Genomic DNA, 17,381 nt, shown 5'->3' on the forward strand with positions numbered 1-17,381 from the left:
CATAAGTTATAAAAAATGGCATATAAAACAAAATTGAGATATTAGTTAAATTAATAAAACTCAGGAATTAAATAATGAGTAGGATGACAAGTTTTACTGCTTATGGTGCCTCTGCTGGCAGCATATTAAACGGAGTGTTAAGTTATTTTAACCCAGAGCAATGGAATACTATTGGTGTTCTCGGTGGAATAATCATTGCAATAATGACTTTCCTAACTAACTTAGTTTTTAAAATTCGTGATGATAGGGATAGAAGGAGGATGATTGATGCATATCAATCTAAAGTTGAAAAATAAACTTGTAGGTTTATCTAGCTGTGGAGGTGCATTGGCAATTGCAATCAGTTTGTTGGGGGGGAATGATGGTTTCGAAGGGCGAGTTTATTATCCCTATCATGACGTAGGTGGAATATTAACAGTTTGTGACGGCCATACTGGGGAAAATATACAGCCCAATAAATACTACACCGATGACGAATGTAATTACTTATTGCAACAAGACTTATTATGGGTAAAACATATCGTAGACAATACTGTCACTTACCCTTTGAATGACTATCAGAGAGCAGCACTTTACTCTTTTACTTATAATATTGGCCCACAACAGTTTATTCATTCAACGTTACTTAAAAAACTGAACAATAATGATCTAATCGGTGCTTGCAATGAGTTACAGCGATGGGTCTATGCTGGGGGAAAGCGTTGGAAGGGACTAGTAAGCCGTAGGGAAATAGAGAGGGAATTATGTTTGATCGTTTTAAAAAATTAATGACCTTCACTTCAATTATATTTTATTTATTACTGTTGTTTTTGATTAGTCGTTTGTACTCGGCTAATCAAGAAAAGAAAAATAAAATCGCATACTTAGAAGTTCAACTAAACATAACACGCAAAGTTATTGAAACGAATGTTAAAAATGAAGCTGCCAATCGATTGATAACGCTTAGGCAATTAGAGTATGAACGAAAACATTGGAGTGAAACGAATGAACAAGTCAAGAAATTACAACAAGTACTGGCCAATGACGCATGTTCTAAAGAACTTTTGCCTGATACTGCTATTAAGTTCCTGCGCGCAAACTGAGTGGATTCCAACGTCTAATTTTCCCGCGGATAGTCTTTTGATCTCCTGTCATAAAAGTTTGTTTACTGGTCAAACATGGCATGACAGCCTCGCTTACACCTTAGCACTGAAACAGGATTTGGATATTTGTGCCAGCCGAATGGATAAGTTGATAAAATGGCATGTTCACCAACTTGAATCCCCGCTTTCTCGCCATCAATAACGCCCTGCGCTGCGAGATCCACACTTTCCATCTACTTGCTTTATATTTTTACAAATCAACGTTCTATAAAAAAGGCCCTAATAGTGCTTTTCTCCCCATATCCTCTTCACGTATACTGTACAAATAAACAGTGGTATTGAATCAGCAACCTTTGGTTATCCCCCTCTCCCTGTAGCAGTTATTTGGAGGCTCTATGAGTGCATTTGGCAATGCTGCACAAGACTATATTGAAAAGAGAATCGATATTAATGAGCACTGCATTGTGCATCCTGCCGCTACCTTTTTTATGACTGCCGAAGGTGAGTCGTTGATCGAGGCAGGCATACATCATGGCGCACTGCTAGTGATAGATCGCAGTTTACCGGCAAAGCACGGAGATATTGTAATCGCCACCATTGGGGGTGAATTCAGTATTAAGCGCCTTTATTTACGGCCCACACCTCGTCTTGAAGCCCTTAATGCAGGCACTCCAGCGTTAATATTGTGTGAGGGAGATGAGGATTTGGTCATTTTTGGTGTTATTACTTTTTGTATCAACAAGTTAAGATAATGTTTGCTTTAGTTGATGTAAATTCTTTCTATGCCAGTTGTGAAACTGTGTTTCGCCCAGATTTATACGGTCGCCCAGTGGTGGTGCTCTCTAATAATGACGGATGCGTCATTGCCCGTAGCCGGGAGGCCAAGGAGGTAGGTATACCAATGGGCGCACCCTACTTTAAAATTCAACAATTTATGCGACAACATGGTGTGATCGCGTTCAGCAGTAATTATGCACTCTACAGTGACATGTCCGCCCGTGTGATGACTATCCTCGAACAACTGGCCCCAGGAATCGAGATTTACTCAATCGATGAAGCATTTCTCAATCTAAAAGGTGTCCAGCATTCCATTGCGCTGGAAGAGTTTGGTCGGTATATCCGTGATCAGATACGGAAATTGACCGGTTTAAATGTTGGTGTGGGCATTGCTCCCAGCAAAACCTTAGCCAAACTGGCCAATCATGCTGCCAAGTTATGGCATAAAACCGAAGGCGTGGTTGATTTATCCAGCCCGGTGCGTCAGCGTAAACTATTGGCGCTGATGCCTGTCGCTGAAATTTGGGGAGTGGGCCGTCGTACCGCGAAAAAACTTGAAATGATGGGGATAACCACTGCCCTGCAATTATCAGAAGCCAGTCCTCCTTTTATACGTAAACATTTCAGTGTTGTATTGGAGCGAACAGTCAGAGAGTTACGCGGGGAAGCGTGTTTAGCTGTTGCAGAATTTGCCCCCACAAAACAACAAATAATCTGCTCGCGATCATTTAGTGAACGAATTACCGAATATCAAAACATACGCGAAGCTGTGTGCAGTTATGCCGAGAAAGCCGCGGAAAAACTGCGAAAAGAGCATCAATATTGCCGCCATGTCTCGACATTTATCAAAACCAGCCCCTTTGCTCCAAACGAGATATATTACAGTAATCATGCCAGCACCTACCTTACCTTCCCGACACTGGATTCACGGGATATTATTGCCGCCGCTCTTAAATGCCTGACGATCATTTGGCGGCCCGGTCATCGTTATCTGAAAGCAGGAATTGTATTAGGGGAGTTTTCAAGCCAGGGCATCTCACAATTGGGGTTGTTTGATGAAAGCAAACCGCGCATCAACAGTGAACAACTCATGGCCGCTATCGACAAAATTAATCAGTCCGGTAAAAGCAAAATCTCCTTTGTCGGACAAGGAATTAATCAAGAATGGCAGATGAAACGCGAGATGTTATCGCCGGCATATACTACTCGCGTTAGAGATTGCCCAACAGCAACCATCAAATGACGCGCTTGACCAATGTTCTGGTGCGTCGTTTTCTCAATAAAAATTGTCAGAAATTTTATTGATTATTCCTAATGAATATTTCTCATATTGATATATACAGCAACTGTAACAAATAATTATTCTTAAATTCATAATTAACAAATATCGCAAACTAAACACTCAATAAACTTCATATCATGCAACTTTTAAGCAAAAAGATTACATGTTTAGCCTCAATGACAGAGAGATAGAAAAGAAAATAAACATTCATTTAAAATCCTCACCAATCAAGTATTAAACAAACCAAGAGATTACGAGTCAATGCATTGTTTTATAACAAAAAAATATCAACACTCATAAATACAAACAAACTTAAAGTTAAAATTAAATAATGAAATTAGCTGGGCTAATATTTTTACAAATATAAAAATGCTCTAAATAAGTGCAATCAGAGTAATTAATAGCACCTTTATGGGGAATGAATAATTTAATTAATAAAGGCATAAAGTTTTATCTATAGCTGCCGATGACTCTCAGTAATTATTGTATTCCACTGTTATAAATGAAATCCCCCATTTACTGAGGTTATTATGCGAGTGAACAAACCTGTCAGCCGACAGGAGTATCCCATTGGTCGCGATACCACCTTGCAATCAACAACTGATATTCAAGGTAATATCACCTACGCCAATGCTGCCTTTGTTCGTGCCAGTGGTTTTGAATATCAGAACTTGCTGGGTCAACCTCACAATGTGGTGCGGCACCCGGACATGCCCCCCGCGGCCTTTGCTGATATGTGGCAAACGTTGAATGCGGGGTTATCCTGGTCATCATTGGTCAAAAATCGCCGCCAAAATGGCGACTATTATTGGGTGCGCGCTAATGCCACCCCATTGCGCCATGATGGCCGTTTGACCGGTTATATTTCAGTGCGAATTGCGCCCACCCGCGAAGAAGTTAAGCAAGCGGAGGCACTATATGGCGATTTCAACTCTGGCAAAGCCAAACAACGCCGCATTGCGCTGCATCGAGGGTTGATTGTCCGCACCGGCTGGCTCTCTTTCCTTTCATTATTTCAAACGCTGCCGCTACGCTGGCGTTTGCGTGGTGCATTACTGATTGCGGCACTGCTGCCGACGGTGGCAGCCAAAAGTATGGGTATTTCCGGTTTACCTTTACTCGGTTTGGGAACGACGACTCTTTTCAGTAGCCTGATCACCTCACTTTGGCTTGAGCGCCAGGTCTCACGCCCGATCGCGGCAATTTTACAGCAAGCGCAGGATGTTTCTTCCGGGCAAGCCGGTGACTATGTGCAATTGAACCGTGTTGATGAAATTGGCTATCTAATGCGTAGCGTCAATCAGTTGGGCTTGAATCTTCGTTCGCTGACAGACGACGTCAGTGGTCAGGTTGATGGTATTAATACCGCCAGCAGTGAAATTGCCGCAGGGAATCGCGAACTAAAAGTACGAACAGAACAAGCCACTGCTAATTTACAGCATATCGTCAGTGCGACGGAGCAATTAGTGGCAACAGTACAAAACAGTGCTAATAGTGCCAATGAGACGACATCACTGGCCGCCATGAGCAGTCATGCGGCAGAACAAGGCAGTGAGTTAATGCATGAAGTCATAAAAACCATGGGCACGATTAATGATTCCAGCCATAGAATTGTTGATATTATCAGTGTGATTGAAGGTATTGCTTTCCAAACCAATATATTAGCGCTCAATGCGGCAGTTGAAGCGGCCAGAGCGGGAGAACAAGGCCGTGGCTTCGCGGTAGTTGCCAGTGAAGTTCGTCATCTGGCACAACGTTCGTCCACTGCGGCAAAAGAAATTAAACACTTAATTGAAACCAGTGTGGAGCGCGTTCGTGATGGTAGCGCATTAGTCCAAAATGCCGGCGCTACCATGGACAATATCGTCAAACAGGCCGGGCAGGTTTCTACTTTAATCAGTGAAATCAGTACCTCAACTCATGAACAGACGCAAGCTCTTGGCCAGATTAGTCAATCAATTGGTCAGTTGGATCAAATGACGCACCAAAATGCGGCGATGGTAGAACAGTATGCTGGCGCGGCAGAGGAACTGGCTCACCGAACCTTACGTCTAACCGCTGCCGTGAGAATTTATCGTCCGGTGAATTAAAGCCCTGTGGATATGATATCCCGTTGAAATAGCATCAATCAATTGAGAGACCAGACACAACCACCGCATTATCTGTTATGGCTGCTATGACAGCTTATTCATCTGTCATAGCAATAAACAGAAACCCCGCTATAGTGGGTAAGTGGTTATTCAATTATTAAATAAGGAGTTTTATGTCATCACTTAATCAAACATCTGTTCGCGCTCAACAAGGTGAAACTGATGCAAACTTACCTGGTGAAGATCATTTGATCGCCCATGAAGCTTTGCTTGTCGCATTAATGGTTGAATGTGCTAACGAGTCCGATAATGATCAGTTTCTGTTTAGTGTCAGAGAAACACTTAATGGGATCTTAAGTTCTTCCCGTTATCTTGATGCGAGCAAGATAGCCAATGGCCTGCTCGATGAGGCTGATGATAAAGCCAACCGTTAGCCCCCAGCCCTCACTCATTGAGGGCTTTTTATTGGTAGCGAAAGCCAGCACCGCCACACGGGTTGATCCAGAATGGCAAGATAACGATAATTAACCGATGAAAGCGGTAACATAACCCATTGAGGAAAGTAATGGCTTCGCTGAAAGAAGTAGCAAATCTGGCGTCAGTTTCATTAATGACAGTTTCTCGGGCGATTAATAACCCAGACCAACTGCGCCCAGAGACTTATCAGCGAGTCATGCAAGCCATTGAGGCCCTCAATTATGTCCCCGACTTTTCCGCCCGAAAAATGCGCGGTAATACCACCAAAACGTCCACTCTCGCGGTGCTTGCATGGGATACCGCCACCACCCCCTTTTCCGTCGAGATATTACTGTCTATTGAGTTGACAGCGCGTGAGTTTGGCTGGAATAGTTTTCTGGTCAATCTGACCTCACATGAAGATAGCGAGCGAGCGGTTAACCAACTGTTAGCCCAGCGCCCCGATGGTATTATTTTTACCTCCATGGGGCTGCGGCAAGTCACCATCCCTGAGCGCCTGCGGGATAAAAATATCGTGCTAGCTAATTGTGTCAGCGAAAACCATTCTATCCCCAGCTATATTCCTGATGACTTTGATGGTCAGTATCAGGCGATGAAAGTGCTGTTGCGCCGAGGATATCAGCAGCCATTGTGTATTTACCTTCCCGAATGTACTTTGGCAGGCAAAGCGCGGCGAGCGGGTGTAGAAAAAGCGTGGCAAGAATCCGCCTTGCCGGTAGAGCAGTTACGTCAGTGCCATTTAGCCTGGGGGGATGAACATTATCAGGATGTGATCCCACTGTTAGAGCGCTACTGCCCTGAGGGCAAACCTGATTTTGATGTGCTTATTTGCGGTAATGATCGCATTGCTTTTCTGGCCTACCAAGTGCTGTTAGCCAAAGGTATAACTATCCCACAACAAGTTGCGGTGGTGGGTTATGACAATATGGTCGGCATCGGAGAACTATTTTTACCACCACTGACTACGGTGCAACTGCCGCATTATGATATTGGTCGGGAAGCGGCCCTTCATTTGATTGAAGGGCGAGAATCACGATCAACACACCGGTTGCCGTGCCCACTGCTGGAGCGGGCATCCATTTAATTTCAACGTAATGATTTAGCCACTAACTGCCAGTATTCGCCGTGTAGTAGCTGGGCCTGACCATTCTCCGCATACAGGGATAAACAGCGTTCATGCTCGGTCGGGTAGATACGACTGCTCATACAAGCTTGCCCGTCATTGATAAATACCTCCAACGACGAACTATCAATAAATATACGTAATGATAATACCCCCTGTTCTGGTAATACCACACTGCGATACCCCGTCAGTCCATATTGTGGGTAATACCTATCCAAAACTAGTCGATTAGCCTGACTATCGACATAAACCGAAACTTTACCACCCGTTCCTTGGGCATCAGCTAACTGCACACCATATCTTTCTGCATGACTGGCTGTGGTATCCCATGTCAATTGCAGTTCCAGACTCTGGCAATTTTCATGTAAAAGTTGTTTCTCTTGGGCCAGTGTCATTGATGTGATGAATTCACCGGCTTGCCTTAGTGCTTCAACCTCCCGCACCGGTTTTATTAATAAATTACCATCACAATCAATACTTAATTCTCGTGGCAAGGTTAAGCAGCCACTCCAATTATCGGCCTTGGTCGGCATAGGCGATTGCCACATATCCATCCAACCAATAATGACTCGCCGCCCATCAGCAGTAAGTAGGGATTGAGGTGCATAGAAATCATGGCCCAGATCCAGTTCGGTAAAAGGCTGCGAAGGCTTAAAATCGGCTCCTGGCTGCCATTTGCCGCGTAAGACACCACTTTGGAACAAATTGCGATTGAGGTAACCTTTTGCTGCCAGCCCCTGCGGTGAAAACATCAGAATACGTTCATTCCCTAATGGGAAGAAATCTGGACATTCCCACATATATCCCATGCTGTCGTCTGCGCGCGCTAAAACTTGCATAAATTGCCATTGCTGCAATGAATTGCCACGATATAGCAAGACTTGCCCATGATCTCGCTCATCTCGAGCACCGACTACCATCCACCAACAATCATCTTCAAACCACACTTTCGGATCGCGGAAATGCATGATTCCCTCGGGCGGGGTCAGTACCACACCTTGTTTGTCAAAATGTATGCCATCCTGACTGGTTGCCAGGCACTGCACCTCGAGAATAGCGCTGTCATCACCCTCACCATTAAGCCAAACATGTCCGGTATAAATCAGGCTTAACACGCCATTATCGTCTACCGCACAACCAGAAAAACAGCCGTCTTTATCCCATAAATCACCTGGAGCTAAGGCAATGGATTGATGTTGCCAACTCAACATATCGTGGCTGGTCGCATGGCCCCAATGCATCGGCCCCCAATTTTCATCATAAGGGTGATGCTGATAAAACGCGTGATACTGTCCGTTAAAAAAGATCAACCCGTTGGGGTCATTCATCCACCCTGCCGGCGGAGCCAAATGATAATGTGGATAGAAATTTTGGCCAACCTGAGAAGCTAAAGTTTGCAGTACATCATTGGCCCGTTCAATTAATGGATTCATAGTGCTCACTTGGTCGTTAATTGCAAAGAAGGATCATCGGTAGGTGGCTCAGCACGTAGCATAAAGCAGGAAATAACGGTTAATCCGAGGACAATCGCCCCCATAACCATATAAGTATCAGCGAACCCGATGTGGTCGTAGCTAATACCTGCCAGCGGTGAAAATATGCTGGCACAGACTTGGGTGACAAACTGGAAGCCCACCAAATACAGCGTCGCTGATAGACGTGGGTCGAAATTGGCAGCGATATACTTAAACATTGCGATCAGCAGTATGGGTAATTCGACCGCATGTAAGAGTTTCATCAGTGAAATAGTAGCGGCATCTTGGGCCAGCCCTGAACCAAATATCCGCATCGCCATGATCAACCCACTCAGTAATAAACCTTTCTTCGCGCCAATACGGTTAACCAAAAAAGGTGCAAGGAACATACCGCCCGCTTCCAGGAATACCTGTAATGAATTAAGGAAACCGTACATTTCATTGCCGTGGCGCGGATCCGCAAATAAAGAAGAGAAATACACCGGGAATTGCTGGTCATATACGTTATAAACACTGACCCCCGTAACAAACACCACCAGCGCCCAGAAACGCGAAAGACGTAATAATGACAACGTATCGTGAAGCGTCAGGGCACTACTCTTACCATATTCCAATTGCCCCATTGCATCTGCTTTGACTTCATGCAGACGCCACAACAACAGTAAAAATAACGCAGCCGACGCCGAAGCCATCCAGAAATTAATGTTGGGATTAATATTAAACAGCATGCCAGCAAAAAAGGTCGCTCCCGCCCAGCCCAGTGATCCCCACATCCGGGCTTTACCAAATTCAAACCCGCTAATCCGACTCACTCGCTCGGTATAAGATTCCAAAGCGCCAATACCGGCAAAGAATGTCATCCCCATATACAAACCGCCTACTACCGCACCGGCAAGCATATTGATGCGCAATAAAGGGGCATAAACATAAATAAAAAAAGGGCCACTGATCAGCAGCAAAATACCAATAGCCCATAAAAGATGTTTTTTAAGTCCCAGCTTATCTTGTATCACTCCGTATAACGGTTGTGCACATAATGCCGTTATGGCGATAGCAGAAAATGTTGCACCGGTTTCTGCTCCTTTTAACCCTACATATTGATTTAGCCAAATCGAGAATAATGAAAATGCCGATGACCAGGTAAAGAAAAACGTAAACAGTAAGCCACTTAAGATCAGATATTGATTGCGGACAGAGTGTTTCATGGCGATATCCGGTTGGAGATTTACGCTCATTGTTAACGTTAACTTTTTATTTTGGAAAGATCTGCTTCGTTTGTTTCGTGATGTTAATCACCAATGTTAACGTTAACAGTGAATTTATGTGATGGGAGTCACATGATATTATCTGGCTCGCCTCATGTGTTTTTTTTGGTTTTACGTTATCGTTAGGTAACAGCTTGGGTTGGCATAATGGGTCAATCTGGCATGCCTTTTGGCCCGAATAATATAAGGAGGAAAAGTGCTACTGGATAAAATCCTACTGGTTGTCATTATGATTTTATTGTCACTTTTTGCCTGGATGTTTTTCTCACCGTATCATATGTATTCAACAGCTTATGAGTTCCTTGAGTTGTTTGGTTTTCAAGAGGGATACAAAAATTTAGGTTTTGGTCCACCAACTGAAATATCTGATTAAACAGATAAAAAAACAGGCGCTATTTTATGCACCTGTTTTCTAGATTTATGAATCTTCTCTCCGTGAATGGCCTATTCTGTTTGTTCCATTTCTAATTGTTCTTTAGGCGGTATCACTGAATAACTGGCAACGATCGCTGTAAGAATAATAAATAAATGCCCTTCCGAGGAATCCAGTAAGAAGGAGTTAAACAGGTGACAAGCCAAATAAGCACAGAGTAAAGACACTAATATATTTCTAAGGTGTGCGGGTAAACGTAAAGCTGAACGGAAATAGCACCACATCCATCCGAGGAATAAAGCTAACCCGATTATCCCTGATTGCACAGTCTGCATCAGATATTCATTATGTGGGTTTATACTGTATGCATCTTCAGAGAAACTTAACCAGAAGCCTCCAGCACCATGGCCTAACACTGGAGCCTGTTCTATCAGCTTTACAGACTCAAGCATAAATGCCGTACGTAACCCCATCGAGCTATCACAAGCCTCTTTATCTGCAGTATCAGTGACCGCCAGACAACTTTGAATCTCTGTCACACCTTGTTGCAGCCGTTCAACAGCGCGGTTTGGTACTATAGCCACTATGGCCGCAACGATAAGAGCGCCAACTACCATTCCCAAACGCTGGCGGTTTGATAGCGACAGTAAACCCCACATCCCAAAAGCCGCAGCCAAAGCAATATAACCGGTTCTGCCCTGCACCATAAATATAATGTTATAAACAGCTAGGCACACCAGCAAAGCATAACCCCAGCGCTTCAGCCCCTGACTGCGGAACGCCAAAGAGAGCCATATAACCGCCGCTAAGGCCATAAAGAAGTTATGTGTGATTTGTAATTTAAAGACATACGGATTTAATGGATCAATCTGACCCAGTGGCATATGCAGTACACCAACCCACAAGCTGGCGGCCAGGATCACGGCATTGGCCAGTAAAAAGCCTTTGGCAAAATAGCTGGCAAGTGAGCGCGAAAGAACAAAAAACATCGCTAATGGCAAGATATATAACAGTTTTGAGTACTTACCTACCATCACTTTACCGTACAGATTGTGATGCCAAAGCAAAGATATAGCCAACAACAAAAACATGAGAGCAGGTAGCCAAATCAACGGATTTTTGACTAAGACTTTCACATAGCGAGTATCGCGGCTTAGCAGTAAACAGATGACAGCCAATACCATCGACAAATTCATTATAAAATTAGAAGTGGGTAGACCAATACCTAACAAAAATGCAGTGGCACAAGAGAACATGCCAATATATCGATGTGCTGGCGGCGAACCGGGCAAAGCAGCAGAAGAAATCATAAGTCGCTCACTTCAGAGTAATCACCAGAAGAGGCCGCATGACACGCGTAACCCAGCATAGCTGGCCTCCATCTATGACATAGCCAACCGGTGTACTCTGGCTGGCTATGAAAAGTATTTTGGATAAATGCTGTTATGCCGCGAGTGAACGGAACAGGTAACGGAACCACCATAATGGCCGCCACCACACTTTACGTTCAGGTACTGTCGGCGGACGTGAATGCACTTTTTTAATTTCCCAATTAAAGTTAAGGAATATTCGGCTATGACCATATTCCGCACCAAATAGGGCAATTTCATTTTTCTTGCGATCATCGATAGGCGCGTTATGCGTCAAATCACGATCCAGTGAATGGTAACTTTTCTTCCTATCAACATTACGTTCAATACAGCGGTATTGCTTAGGCAAATAACGCGGTGTGGAACCATGGTCTTTATGGAACTTCACAAAGCGGTAATCTTCCGAACCGTAATGACCGGCGAACTCTTCGTCATAACCATAAAGTCTGAAGAAACGAGCTCTGGACATGAAGAATAAATTCGGGTGACCACGATAGGCCTTGCCAGTTTTTTCATCGGTACGATAGATACGATACAGCGAGCGCCCTGGGTTACGCGCATTAACCAGATAACGCAGGGTATCTTCGGGCAGCAGGCAATCTAAATCGGTAATGATAATCTTGTCAGATTTGGCATAAGTTACACCAAGATTACGGGAGCCAGCCTGATTCCACTGGATATCAGTGGTTATTCTTAACCACGTGAAATTCAAATCATAATCTTTTACTTCATATTCTAAAGGTGAGCAGTCATCTACGATGACAAATTCAACCGCATCCTTAATATCATCAGGGTAAGATTCATATTCCTTCAACAAAGACTCAACAGAATCCATATTTCCCTGATTACAGTAAAAATGAGTTACATAAGTCAGTTTGATGTGCTGCTTATCTAACGGATGCCGTGCTTTAACAATTTCTACATCCTTCGCCACAATATAAACCTCTGTTTTAAGAGAGAAAATAACAAAATTTATAATTTACTGAGATCTGGTTATTAAATGACAAACACATGCTGAATAACATTGCCGTCAAGGATAAAGAGTTAACCTAATCAGTCAAATATTTTCTTCATATTATTATGGCAGGTCACAGCACCTTGATTGGCCTTCAAAGTTACTGAATTGGCTGAATATACGAAGGTGAGAAAGGCATTCACTTGAGTGGCGAACACATTGAACTTCTTAGTGTCCCTTACTGCTTCTCGACTGAGCTTAAGGACTAGCACGTGCTGACATGAGTGCCAGCGATCTATTCTTGTTGGTGCTGGCATCATCGTGGATCACACGTTCGGTGGCTGAGGGCGAGGGTTACGGTGCACCTGATGAGGAAAAATATTTACTCTGCGAGAAGGCTAAATACAGAGCTTTCTTGTAGAAAATCTATTGCGTAGTAGCTATACAGTCACACAGTTTTACTCAATGCCATAAGGAAATGGATATGAATCTTAGCTTGCCCGGAAATTATCTGTACTACCTTTCAAGAGACAATCTCGCCCCCGAAGAGTATGAACGAATTATCAGCGCCTATGCTGCCTGGTCACGGATTTGTCGTGAGTATGAATTTGATGATGGCTACAACGCCAGCCGTTACCTTATCAATATGAGAGAGGGCCGGACTTATCATACCCCAGCCTCCTCTCGCGGATCGCGTGAAAAAGAGAAACTGGAAAAAATGGTGTTTTCTGGTGAAATCGTGATGCTAAGTGATATCTATCGCCCAGCAGGGCTTTTTCATATTAATGATGACGGTAAACTGATTTGTGCTGATCCATTAGCTTTCCACCTTAATGGCGTAGAAAAAATCATTCAAGAGTATACGGTTTCTGTAAAGCGAAGAGACTATCGACACTCCGGAGGAAAACCACGGTCAACACAAATTCAGCGTTTGGTGCGCACTTCTGCACCTGATTTGCCAGCACAGCAAGCCCTTCGTACTATCAATACCAAAGCTGCGGGGCGGTTGCTAGCTGCCGGGGGGGTTTACAACGGAAATGTTGAAGGCTATGCGAAAGTAGCTAAGGATTTAGGTGGTGATGCAGATAAAGGATTCGAGCAGGTACTGAATAAGCAAACTGCCGGGGCTATGCTTGCTGCTGGCGCTCTACTTGGTGCAAAAAAAGGCGGCGCAGCTTCGATAAAACAGATTGATAACTTGAAAGCCGCGTCAACGAAAGAGTTTAAAGTGGTAGAAATAAAAGCTGGAGAAAAAGGCAGTTGGAGCAAACCACTGAACAAGCCTAGCCCCAATACAATTTATAAAGTTGATGGAAATAAAGTATATCATACAGATGATCAAGGCCGGGTGAAGATGGTTGAAGCCGACCTTACGGCGATGACTAAAGATCGCAATACCTACCAACAACGCAAAGCCGGGAAAAGTGGTGATTCCGGTGATGAAGGCGGACATTTGCTCGCTAGCATTTTTGATGGGCCGGGAGAAAAACTTAATCTTGTTCCGATGGATGCAAACCTGAACAAGGGAGCATGGAAAAAGATGGAGAATAGCTGGGCTAAGGCGCTGGAAGATGGCAAACCAGTTAAAGTGAAAATAAATCCTATTTATACTGGTGACAGTAACAGACCTAGTAGCTTTGAAATAAAATGTACAATAGGCAACGAGCGACCTGTCGTGACTGGTTTTAAAAATGTGTCTGGAGGACAGTAGAGTTATGAGAAACGAACAAAATATTTATCAAGACATAAGTCAAATTCTTTTAAATACATCACCTGATGATGCAGTTAAGGTCATAGTCAGAGCAAAACTTTTCCCTGAAGGTGATGGAGGAGAATACGAGTTCGATTATATTGACTCAGCAGGTACAAATAACTGGTTTGACCCCTATGATGGTGCCGTCAGTGACCTTACTCCGTTAATTGTGGAACTTAGAAAGTATTATTTGGAGCATGGACTTACAAACGGTCTACCTGAATGGATTGGTTGTGAAATGACGTTCGATTTAGAGAAAATGAAACTAAGTATTGAATTCGAATATGATAGCCAAGAAAGTTAACCAATAATCTCATCAGTGAAGTTGCCTGATTGACTTATATCGACGAAAGGGCCTTTTCGAGGTCTTTTTACTTATACTTTATAAGTATCGAGCTCTACAGGAAGTTACATAAAATCGAAGCGGGCCGCGGACTGTTTGATTGAGAGATCAAGCCCTATTCCAACACTGAAATTTTCTGACATTTGGGACGATTTTTTACATGTAGAGCAAAAAGACCGGAGCTAAAGTCTCATTTCCTCTGCCCCTAAGATGTAACGCCATAAATATGACTCTTGAAGATGTCATCGGTATGTATCGCGATAATATCGTAGACGCCTACCTAATCCACTATACGCACAACTATTCCCATTCATGGCGTGGAGCACAGGTAAGACCAAACAGAGTGGACTATCGTGACAGCGTTGTAGCTTATTTTTTGTACCGCTTTGCAGAAGAGTTTTGCAGAGTAACAATGCAGACCAAAAAGCCAACATAATCACTACAATTATGTTGGCTAAATATTATTGGTTACAACTTACATATGCTTAATAATGGCGTCGCCAAACTCTGAACATTTCAGTAACTTAGCGCCTTCCATCAGACGTTCGAAATCATAAGTGACCGTCTTGGCTTGAATTGCGCCTTCGGTGCCTTTGATAATCAGGTCTGCGGCTTCGAACCAGCCCATGTGACGCAGCATCATTTCTGCAGACAGAATAATAGAACCTGGGTTCACTTTATCCTGACCCGCATATTTAGGTGCGGTACCATGAGTCGCTTCAAACAATGCGCACTCATCACCAATGTTTGCACCTGGGGCAATACCGATACCGCCAACTTGAGCAGCCAATGCATCAGAAATGTAATCCCCATTCAAGTTCATACACGCGATAACATCATATTCAGCCGGACGCAGCAGGATCTGTTGCAGGAAAGCATCGGCAATCACATCTTTAACAATGATGTCCTTACCGTTGTTTGGATTCTTGATTTTAACCCAAGGGCCGCCATCGATCAGCTCACCACCAAATTCCTCACGCGCTAACTGGTAACCCCAGTCTTTAAATGCGCCTTCGGTGAATTTCATAATGTTGCCTTTATGAACCAGGGTGACTGATTCACGATCGTTGGTAATGGCATACTCAATTGCAGCACGAACCAAACGCTTAGTCCCTTCTTCTGAACAGGGTTTTACACCAATACCACATTGTTCAGGGAAGCGGATTTTCTTCACGCCCATCTCTTCACGCAGGAACTTAATCACTTTTTCAGCTTCTGGTGAGCCGGCTTTCCATTCGATACCCGCATAGATGTCTTCTGCGTTTTCGCGGAAAATCACCATATTGGTTAACTCAGGGTGTTTTACCGGGCTTGGGGTACCTTCGTAATAACGCACTGGGCGTAGGCACACATACAAGTCGAGTTGTTGGCGCAAAGCAACGTTCAGAGAACGAATACCGCCACCCACTGGAGTGGTCAATGGGCCTTTAATTGCAACGCGGTACTCACGAATCAAGTCCAATGTTTCTTCTGGCAACCAAACATCTTTGCCATAAACATGGGTTGATTTCTCACCGGTGTAAATTTCCATCCAGGAGATTTTACGCTCACCGTTATAGGCCTTCTTAACCGCAGCATCCACCACGTTGATCATGGCTGGGGTCACATCAACGCCAATGCCGTCACCTTCAATAAATGGAATGATCGGATTATGCGGAACAACCAGTTTACCCTGAGCATCGACAGTAATTTTCTTACCTTCTGCCGGAACAACTACTTTGCTTTCCATCAACCTCTCCTTCAGCGCAATTTTGTTAATGCCTTGTAAGATTCGTGTCAATACTACTTGAATATTCGTTCCACGCCAATCCGAAACAGATTGAGGTATAATGCGCTAATCATCCGAAATCGCAATAATCATGAATAAATTCTCTGTTAAAAATCACAAAGTTAACCGATTCAGCACTAAGGCACAGGCTAAACAGGTGAAGCCCATTACCCCTCGGCGCGTACTGTTATTCAACAAGCCTTTTGATGTGTTACCCCAATTTACTGATGAAGCTGGGCGCTCAACTTTGAAGGAATTTATCCCTTTTAACGATGTTTATGCGGCTGGGCGACTCGATCGGGATAGCGAAGGTTTACTGGTATTAACTAATGATGGCAAACTGCAAGCCAGGCTAACGCAACCAGCCCAGAAAACCGGTAAAGTCTATTTTGTACAAGTAGAAGGGTTGCCCGACGAAGATGCACTTAGTCAGCTAAGAACAGGGATAACCTTAAAAGATGGCCCTACTCTGCCCGCGGGTGCTGAGCTGGTTAGTGAACCCGCGTGGTTATGGCCACGCCATCCACCGATTCGAGAGCGCAAAACCATCCCCACAAGCTGGTTAAAAATAACACTTTTCGAAGGCCGCAATCGGCAGGTTCGCAGAATGACTGCCCATATTGGCTTCCCTACCCTGCGTCTGATACGTTTTAGTATGGGTAATTTAAGCCTTGGCGATCTACAGCCCGGCGAATGGAAGGAGATAAACCATGTTTAAGCCCCATGTTACCGTGGCTTGTGTCGTGCATGCGCAGGGGAAGTTTTTAATTGTTGAAGAGACAATTAATGGGAAAAAATTATGGAATCAACCCGCAGGTCATTTGGAAGCCGATGAAACTCTACTGCAAGCTGCGGAAAGAGAGTTGTGGGAGGAAACCGGTATTCGAGCCACCCCGCAATATTTTCTGCGCATGCACCAGTGGATAGCACCGGATAAAACCCCATTCCTGCGTTTCGCTTTTGTTATTGAGCTACTGGCTCGATTGCCCACTGAACCGCATGACGAGGATATCGACCGCTGTCTGTGGCTTACCGCCGATGAAATTCTACAATCGGATAATTTACGCTCACCTTTAGTGGCCGAAAGTATCCGTTGCTATCAGCAGCCCGAGCGTTATTCACTTGATGTGATTGGTTCATTTAACTGGCCATTATAAACGGCAGATTTGATTCACTCAGGTAATTTCATTAAGAGTGCGAATCTACCATGCAGCGACGCAGTCAACGTGATAAAATCCGGCGCTTGTT

18 protein-coding genes are annotated in these 17,381 nt (G+C 44.0%); 13 read left to right on the plus strand and 5 right to left on the minus strand.

Features of this window, described 5'->3' with window-relative positions; genetic code table 11:
- The first annotated feature begins 74 nt into the window (after nucleotides 1-74).
- From QSV56_RS06755 to QSV56_RS06790, 8 genes are all read left to right on the plus strand, one after another.
- A complete protein-coding gene (locus QSV56_RS06755) occupies nucleotides 75-296 on the plus strand; it encodes a phage holin (RefSeq protein ID WP_019079757.1) in 222 nt (73 codons plus the stop codon).
- A complete protein-coding gene (locus QSV56_RS06760) occupies nucleotides 268-768 on the plus strand; it encodes a lysozyme (RefSeq protein WP_019079758.1) in 501 nt (166 codons plus the stop codon). The genes QSV56_RS06755 and QSV56_RS06760 overlap by 29 nt, the downstream gene beginning before the upstream one ends.
- Nucleotides 744-1,082: a hypothetical protein gene (locus QSV56_RS06765; protein ID WP_046050765.1), complete on the plus strand. Its 339-nt coding sequence runs from the start codon at nucleotides 744-746 to the stop codon at nucleotides 1,080-1,082. The genes QSV56_RS06760 and QSV56_RS06765 overlap by 25 nt, the downstream gene beginning before the upstream one ends.
- 395 nt (nucleotides 1,083-1,477) lie before the next feature.
- Complete coding sequence (umuD, locus tag QSV56_RS06770) at nucleotides 1,478-1,834, plus strand: translesion error-prone DNA polymerase V autoproteolytic subunit (protein WP_046050764.1); 357 nt, start codon at nucleotides 1,478-1,480, stop codon at nucleotides 1,832-1,834.
- Nucleotides 1,834-3,102 carry a translesion error-prone DNA polymerase V subunit UmuC gene (umuC, locus tag QSV56_RS06775; RefSeq protein WP_242365302.1) on the plus strand — a complete coding sequence of 423 codons (1,269 nt, stop codon included), beginning with the start codon at nucleotides 1,834-1,836 and terminating at the stop codon, nucleotides 3,100-3,102. The genes umuD and umuC overlap by 1 nt, the downstream gene beginning before the upstream one ends.
- 569 nt (nucleotides 3,103-3,671) lie before the next feature.
- Nucleotides 3,672-5,231: a methyl-accepting chemotaxis protein gene (locus QSV56_RS06780; protein WP_019079764.1), complete on the plus strand. Its 1,560-nt coding sequence runs from the start codon at nucleotides 3,672-3,674 to the stop codon at nucleotides 5,229-5,231.
- A gap of 173 nt (nucleotides 5,232-5,404) precedes the next feature.
- The gene (locus tag QSV56_RS06785; protein WP_005170608.1) at nucleotides 5,405-5,665 is read left to right on the plus strand and encodes a hypothetical protein; all 261 of its coding nucleotides are present in this window, start codon (nucleotides 5,405-5,407) and stop codon (nucleotides 5,663-5,665) included.
- A 131-nt stretch (nucleotides 5,666-5,796) separates the two neighbouring features.
- Entirely contained in the window at nucleotides 5,797-6,792 is a 996-nt protein-coding gene (locus tag QSV56_RS06790; RefSeq protein ID WP_046694895.1) for a LacI family DNA-binding transcriptional regulator, read from the plus strand.
- Between the two features lie 2 nt (nucleotides 6,793-6,794).
- Here the strand turns inward: QSV56_RS06790 and QSV56_RS06795 are convergent, their stop codons facing one another.
- Together QSV56_RS06795 and QSV56_RS06800 are read right to left on the minus strand one after the other, a co-directional pair.
- The gene (locus QSV56_RS06795) at nucleotides 6,795-8,264 is read right to left on the minus strand and encodes a glycoside hydrolase family 32 protein (protein WP_301211627.1); all 1,470 of its coding nucleotides are present in this window, start codon (nucleotides 8,262-8,264) and stop codon (nucleotides 6,795-6,797) included.
- A gap of 5 nt (nucleotides 8,265-8,269) precedes the next feature.
- Nucleotides 8,270-9,511, minus strand: a complete 1,242-nt coding sequence (locus QSV56_RS06800) for an MFS transporter (RefSeq protein WP_019083386.1) — start codon at nucleotides 9,509-9,511, stop codon at nucleotides 8,270-8,272.
- 256 nt (nucleotides 9,512-9,767) lie between these two features.
- Between QSV56_RS06800 and QSV56_RS06805 the strand changes: the two genes are divergently transcribed.
- Nucleotides 9,768-9,944 carry a hypothetical protein gene (locus tag QSV56_RS06805; protein WP_005170616.1) on the plus strand — a complete coding sequence of 59 codons (177 nt, stop codon included), beginning with the start codon at nucleotides 9,768-9,770 and terminating at the stop codon, nucleotides 9,942-9,944.
- A gap of 71 nt (nucleotides 9,945-10,015) precedes the next feature.
- Here QSV56_RS06805 and waaL-os read toward each other — a convergent pair whose 3' ends face one another.
- Both waaL-os and QSV56_RS06815 read right to left on the minus strand, forming a co-directional pair.
- On the minus strand, nucleotides 10,016-11,236 hold the full coding sequence (gene waaL-os / locus QSV56_RS06810; RefSeq protein ID WP_072082975.1) for an outer core oligosaccharide ligase WaaL-os: 1,221 nt from the start codon (nucleotides 11,234-11,236) through the stop codon (nucleotides 10,016-10,018).
- 151 nt (nucleotides 11,237-11,387) lie between these two features.
- On the minus strand, nucleotides 11,388-12,248 hold the full coding sequence (locus QSV56_RS06815; RefSeq protein ID WP_005170622.1) for a glycosyltransferase family A protein: 861 nt from the start codon (nucleotides 12,246-12,248) through the stop codon (nucleotides 11,388-11,390).
- 505 nt (nucleotides 12,249-12,753) lie between these two features.
- Here QSV56_RS06815 and QSV56_RS06820 point away from each other — a divergent pair.
- Both QSV56_RS06820 and QSV56_RS06825 read left to right on the plus strand, forming a co-directional pair.
- Complete coding sequence (locus QSV56_RS06820) at nucleotides 12,754-13,980, plus strand: DNA/RNA non-specific endonuclease (RefSeq protein ID WP_019079770.1); 1,227 nt, start codon at nucleotides 12,754-12,756, stop codon at nucleotides 13,978-13,980.
- A 4-nt stretch (nucleotides 13,981-13,984) separates the two neighbouring features.
- A complete protein-coding gene (locus QSV56_RS06825) occupies nucleotides 13,985-14,326 on the plus strand; it encodes a hypothetical protein (protein WP_046694892.1) in 342 nt (113 codons plus the stop codon).
- A 514-nt stretch (nucleotides 14,327-14,840) separates the two neighbouring features.
- On the opposite strand, the gene icd is transcribed toward QSV56_RS06825, so the two are convergent.
- Nucleotides 14,841-16,094 carry an NADP-dependent isocitrate dehydrogenase gene (icd, locus tag QSV56_RS06830; RefSeq protein WP_005170624.1) on the minus strand — a complete coding sequence of 418 codons (1,254 nt, stop codon included), beginning with the start codon at nucleotides 16,092-16,094 and terminating at the stop codon, nucleotides 14,841-14,843.
- 130 nt (nucleotides 16,095-16,224) lie between these two features.
- Here icd and rluE point away from each other — a divergent pair, with 130 nt between their 5' ends.
- A complete protein-coding gene (gene rluE, locus QSV56_RS06835; RefSeq protein WP_046050760.1) occupies nucleotides 16,225-16,851 on the plus strand; it encodes a 23S rRNA pseudouridine(2457) synthase RluE in 627 nt (208 codons plus the stop codon).
- The gene (locus QSV56_RS06840; protein WP_050162198.1) at nucleotides 16,844-17,290 is read left to right on the plus strand and encodes an NUDIX hydrolase; all 447 of its coding nucleotides are present in this window, start codon (nucleotides 16,844-16,846) and stop codon (nucleotides 17,288-17,290) included. Before rluE ends, QSV56_RS06840 begins: the two co-directional genes overlap by 8 nt.
- Nucleotides 17,291-17,381 lie beyond the last annotated feature (91 nt).

Origin of the sequence: Yersinia sp. 22-579 (assembly GCF_030433455.1) — a bacterium.
Taxonomy (GTDB): domain Bacteria; phylum Pseudomonadota; class Gammaproteobacteria; order Enterobacterales; family Enterobacteriaceae; genus Yersinia; species Yersinia enterocolitica.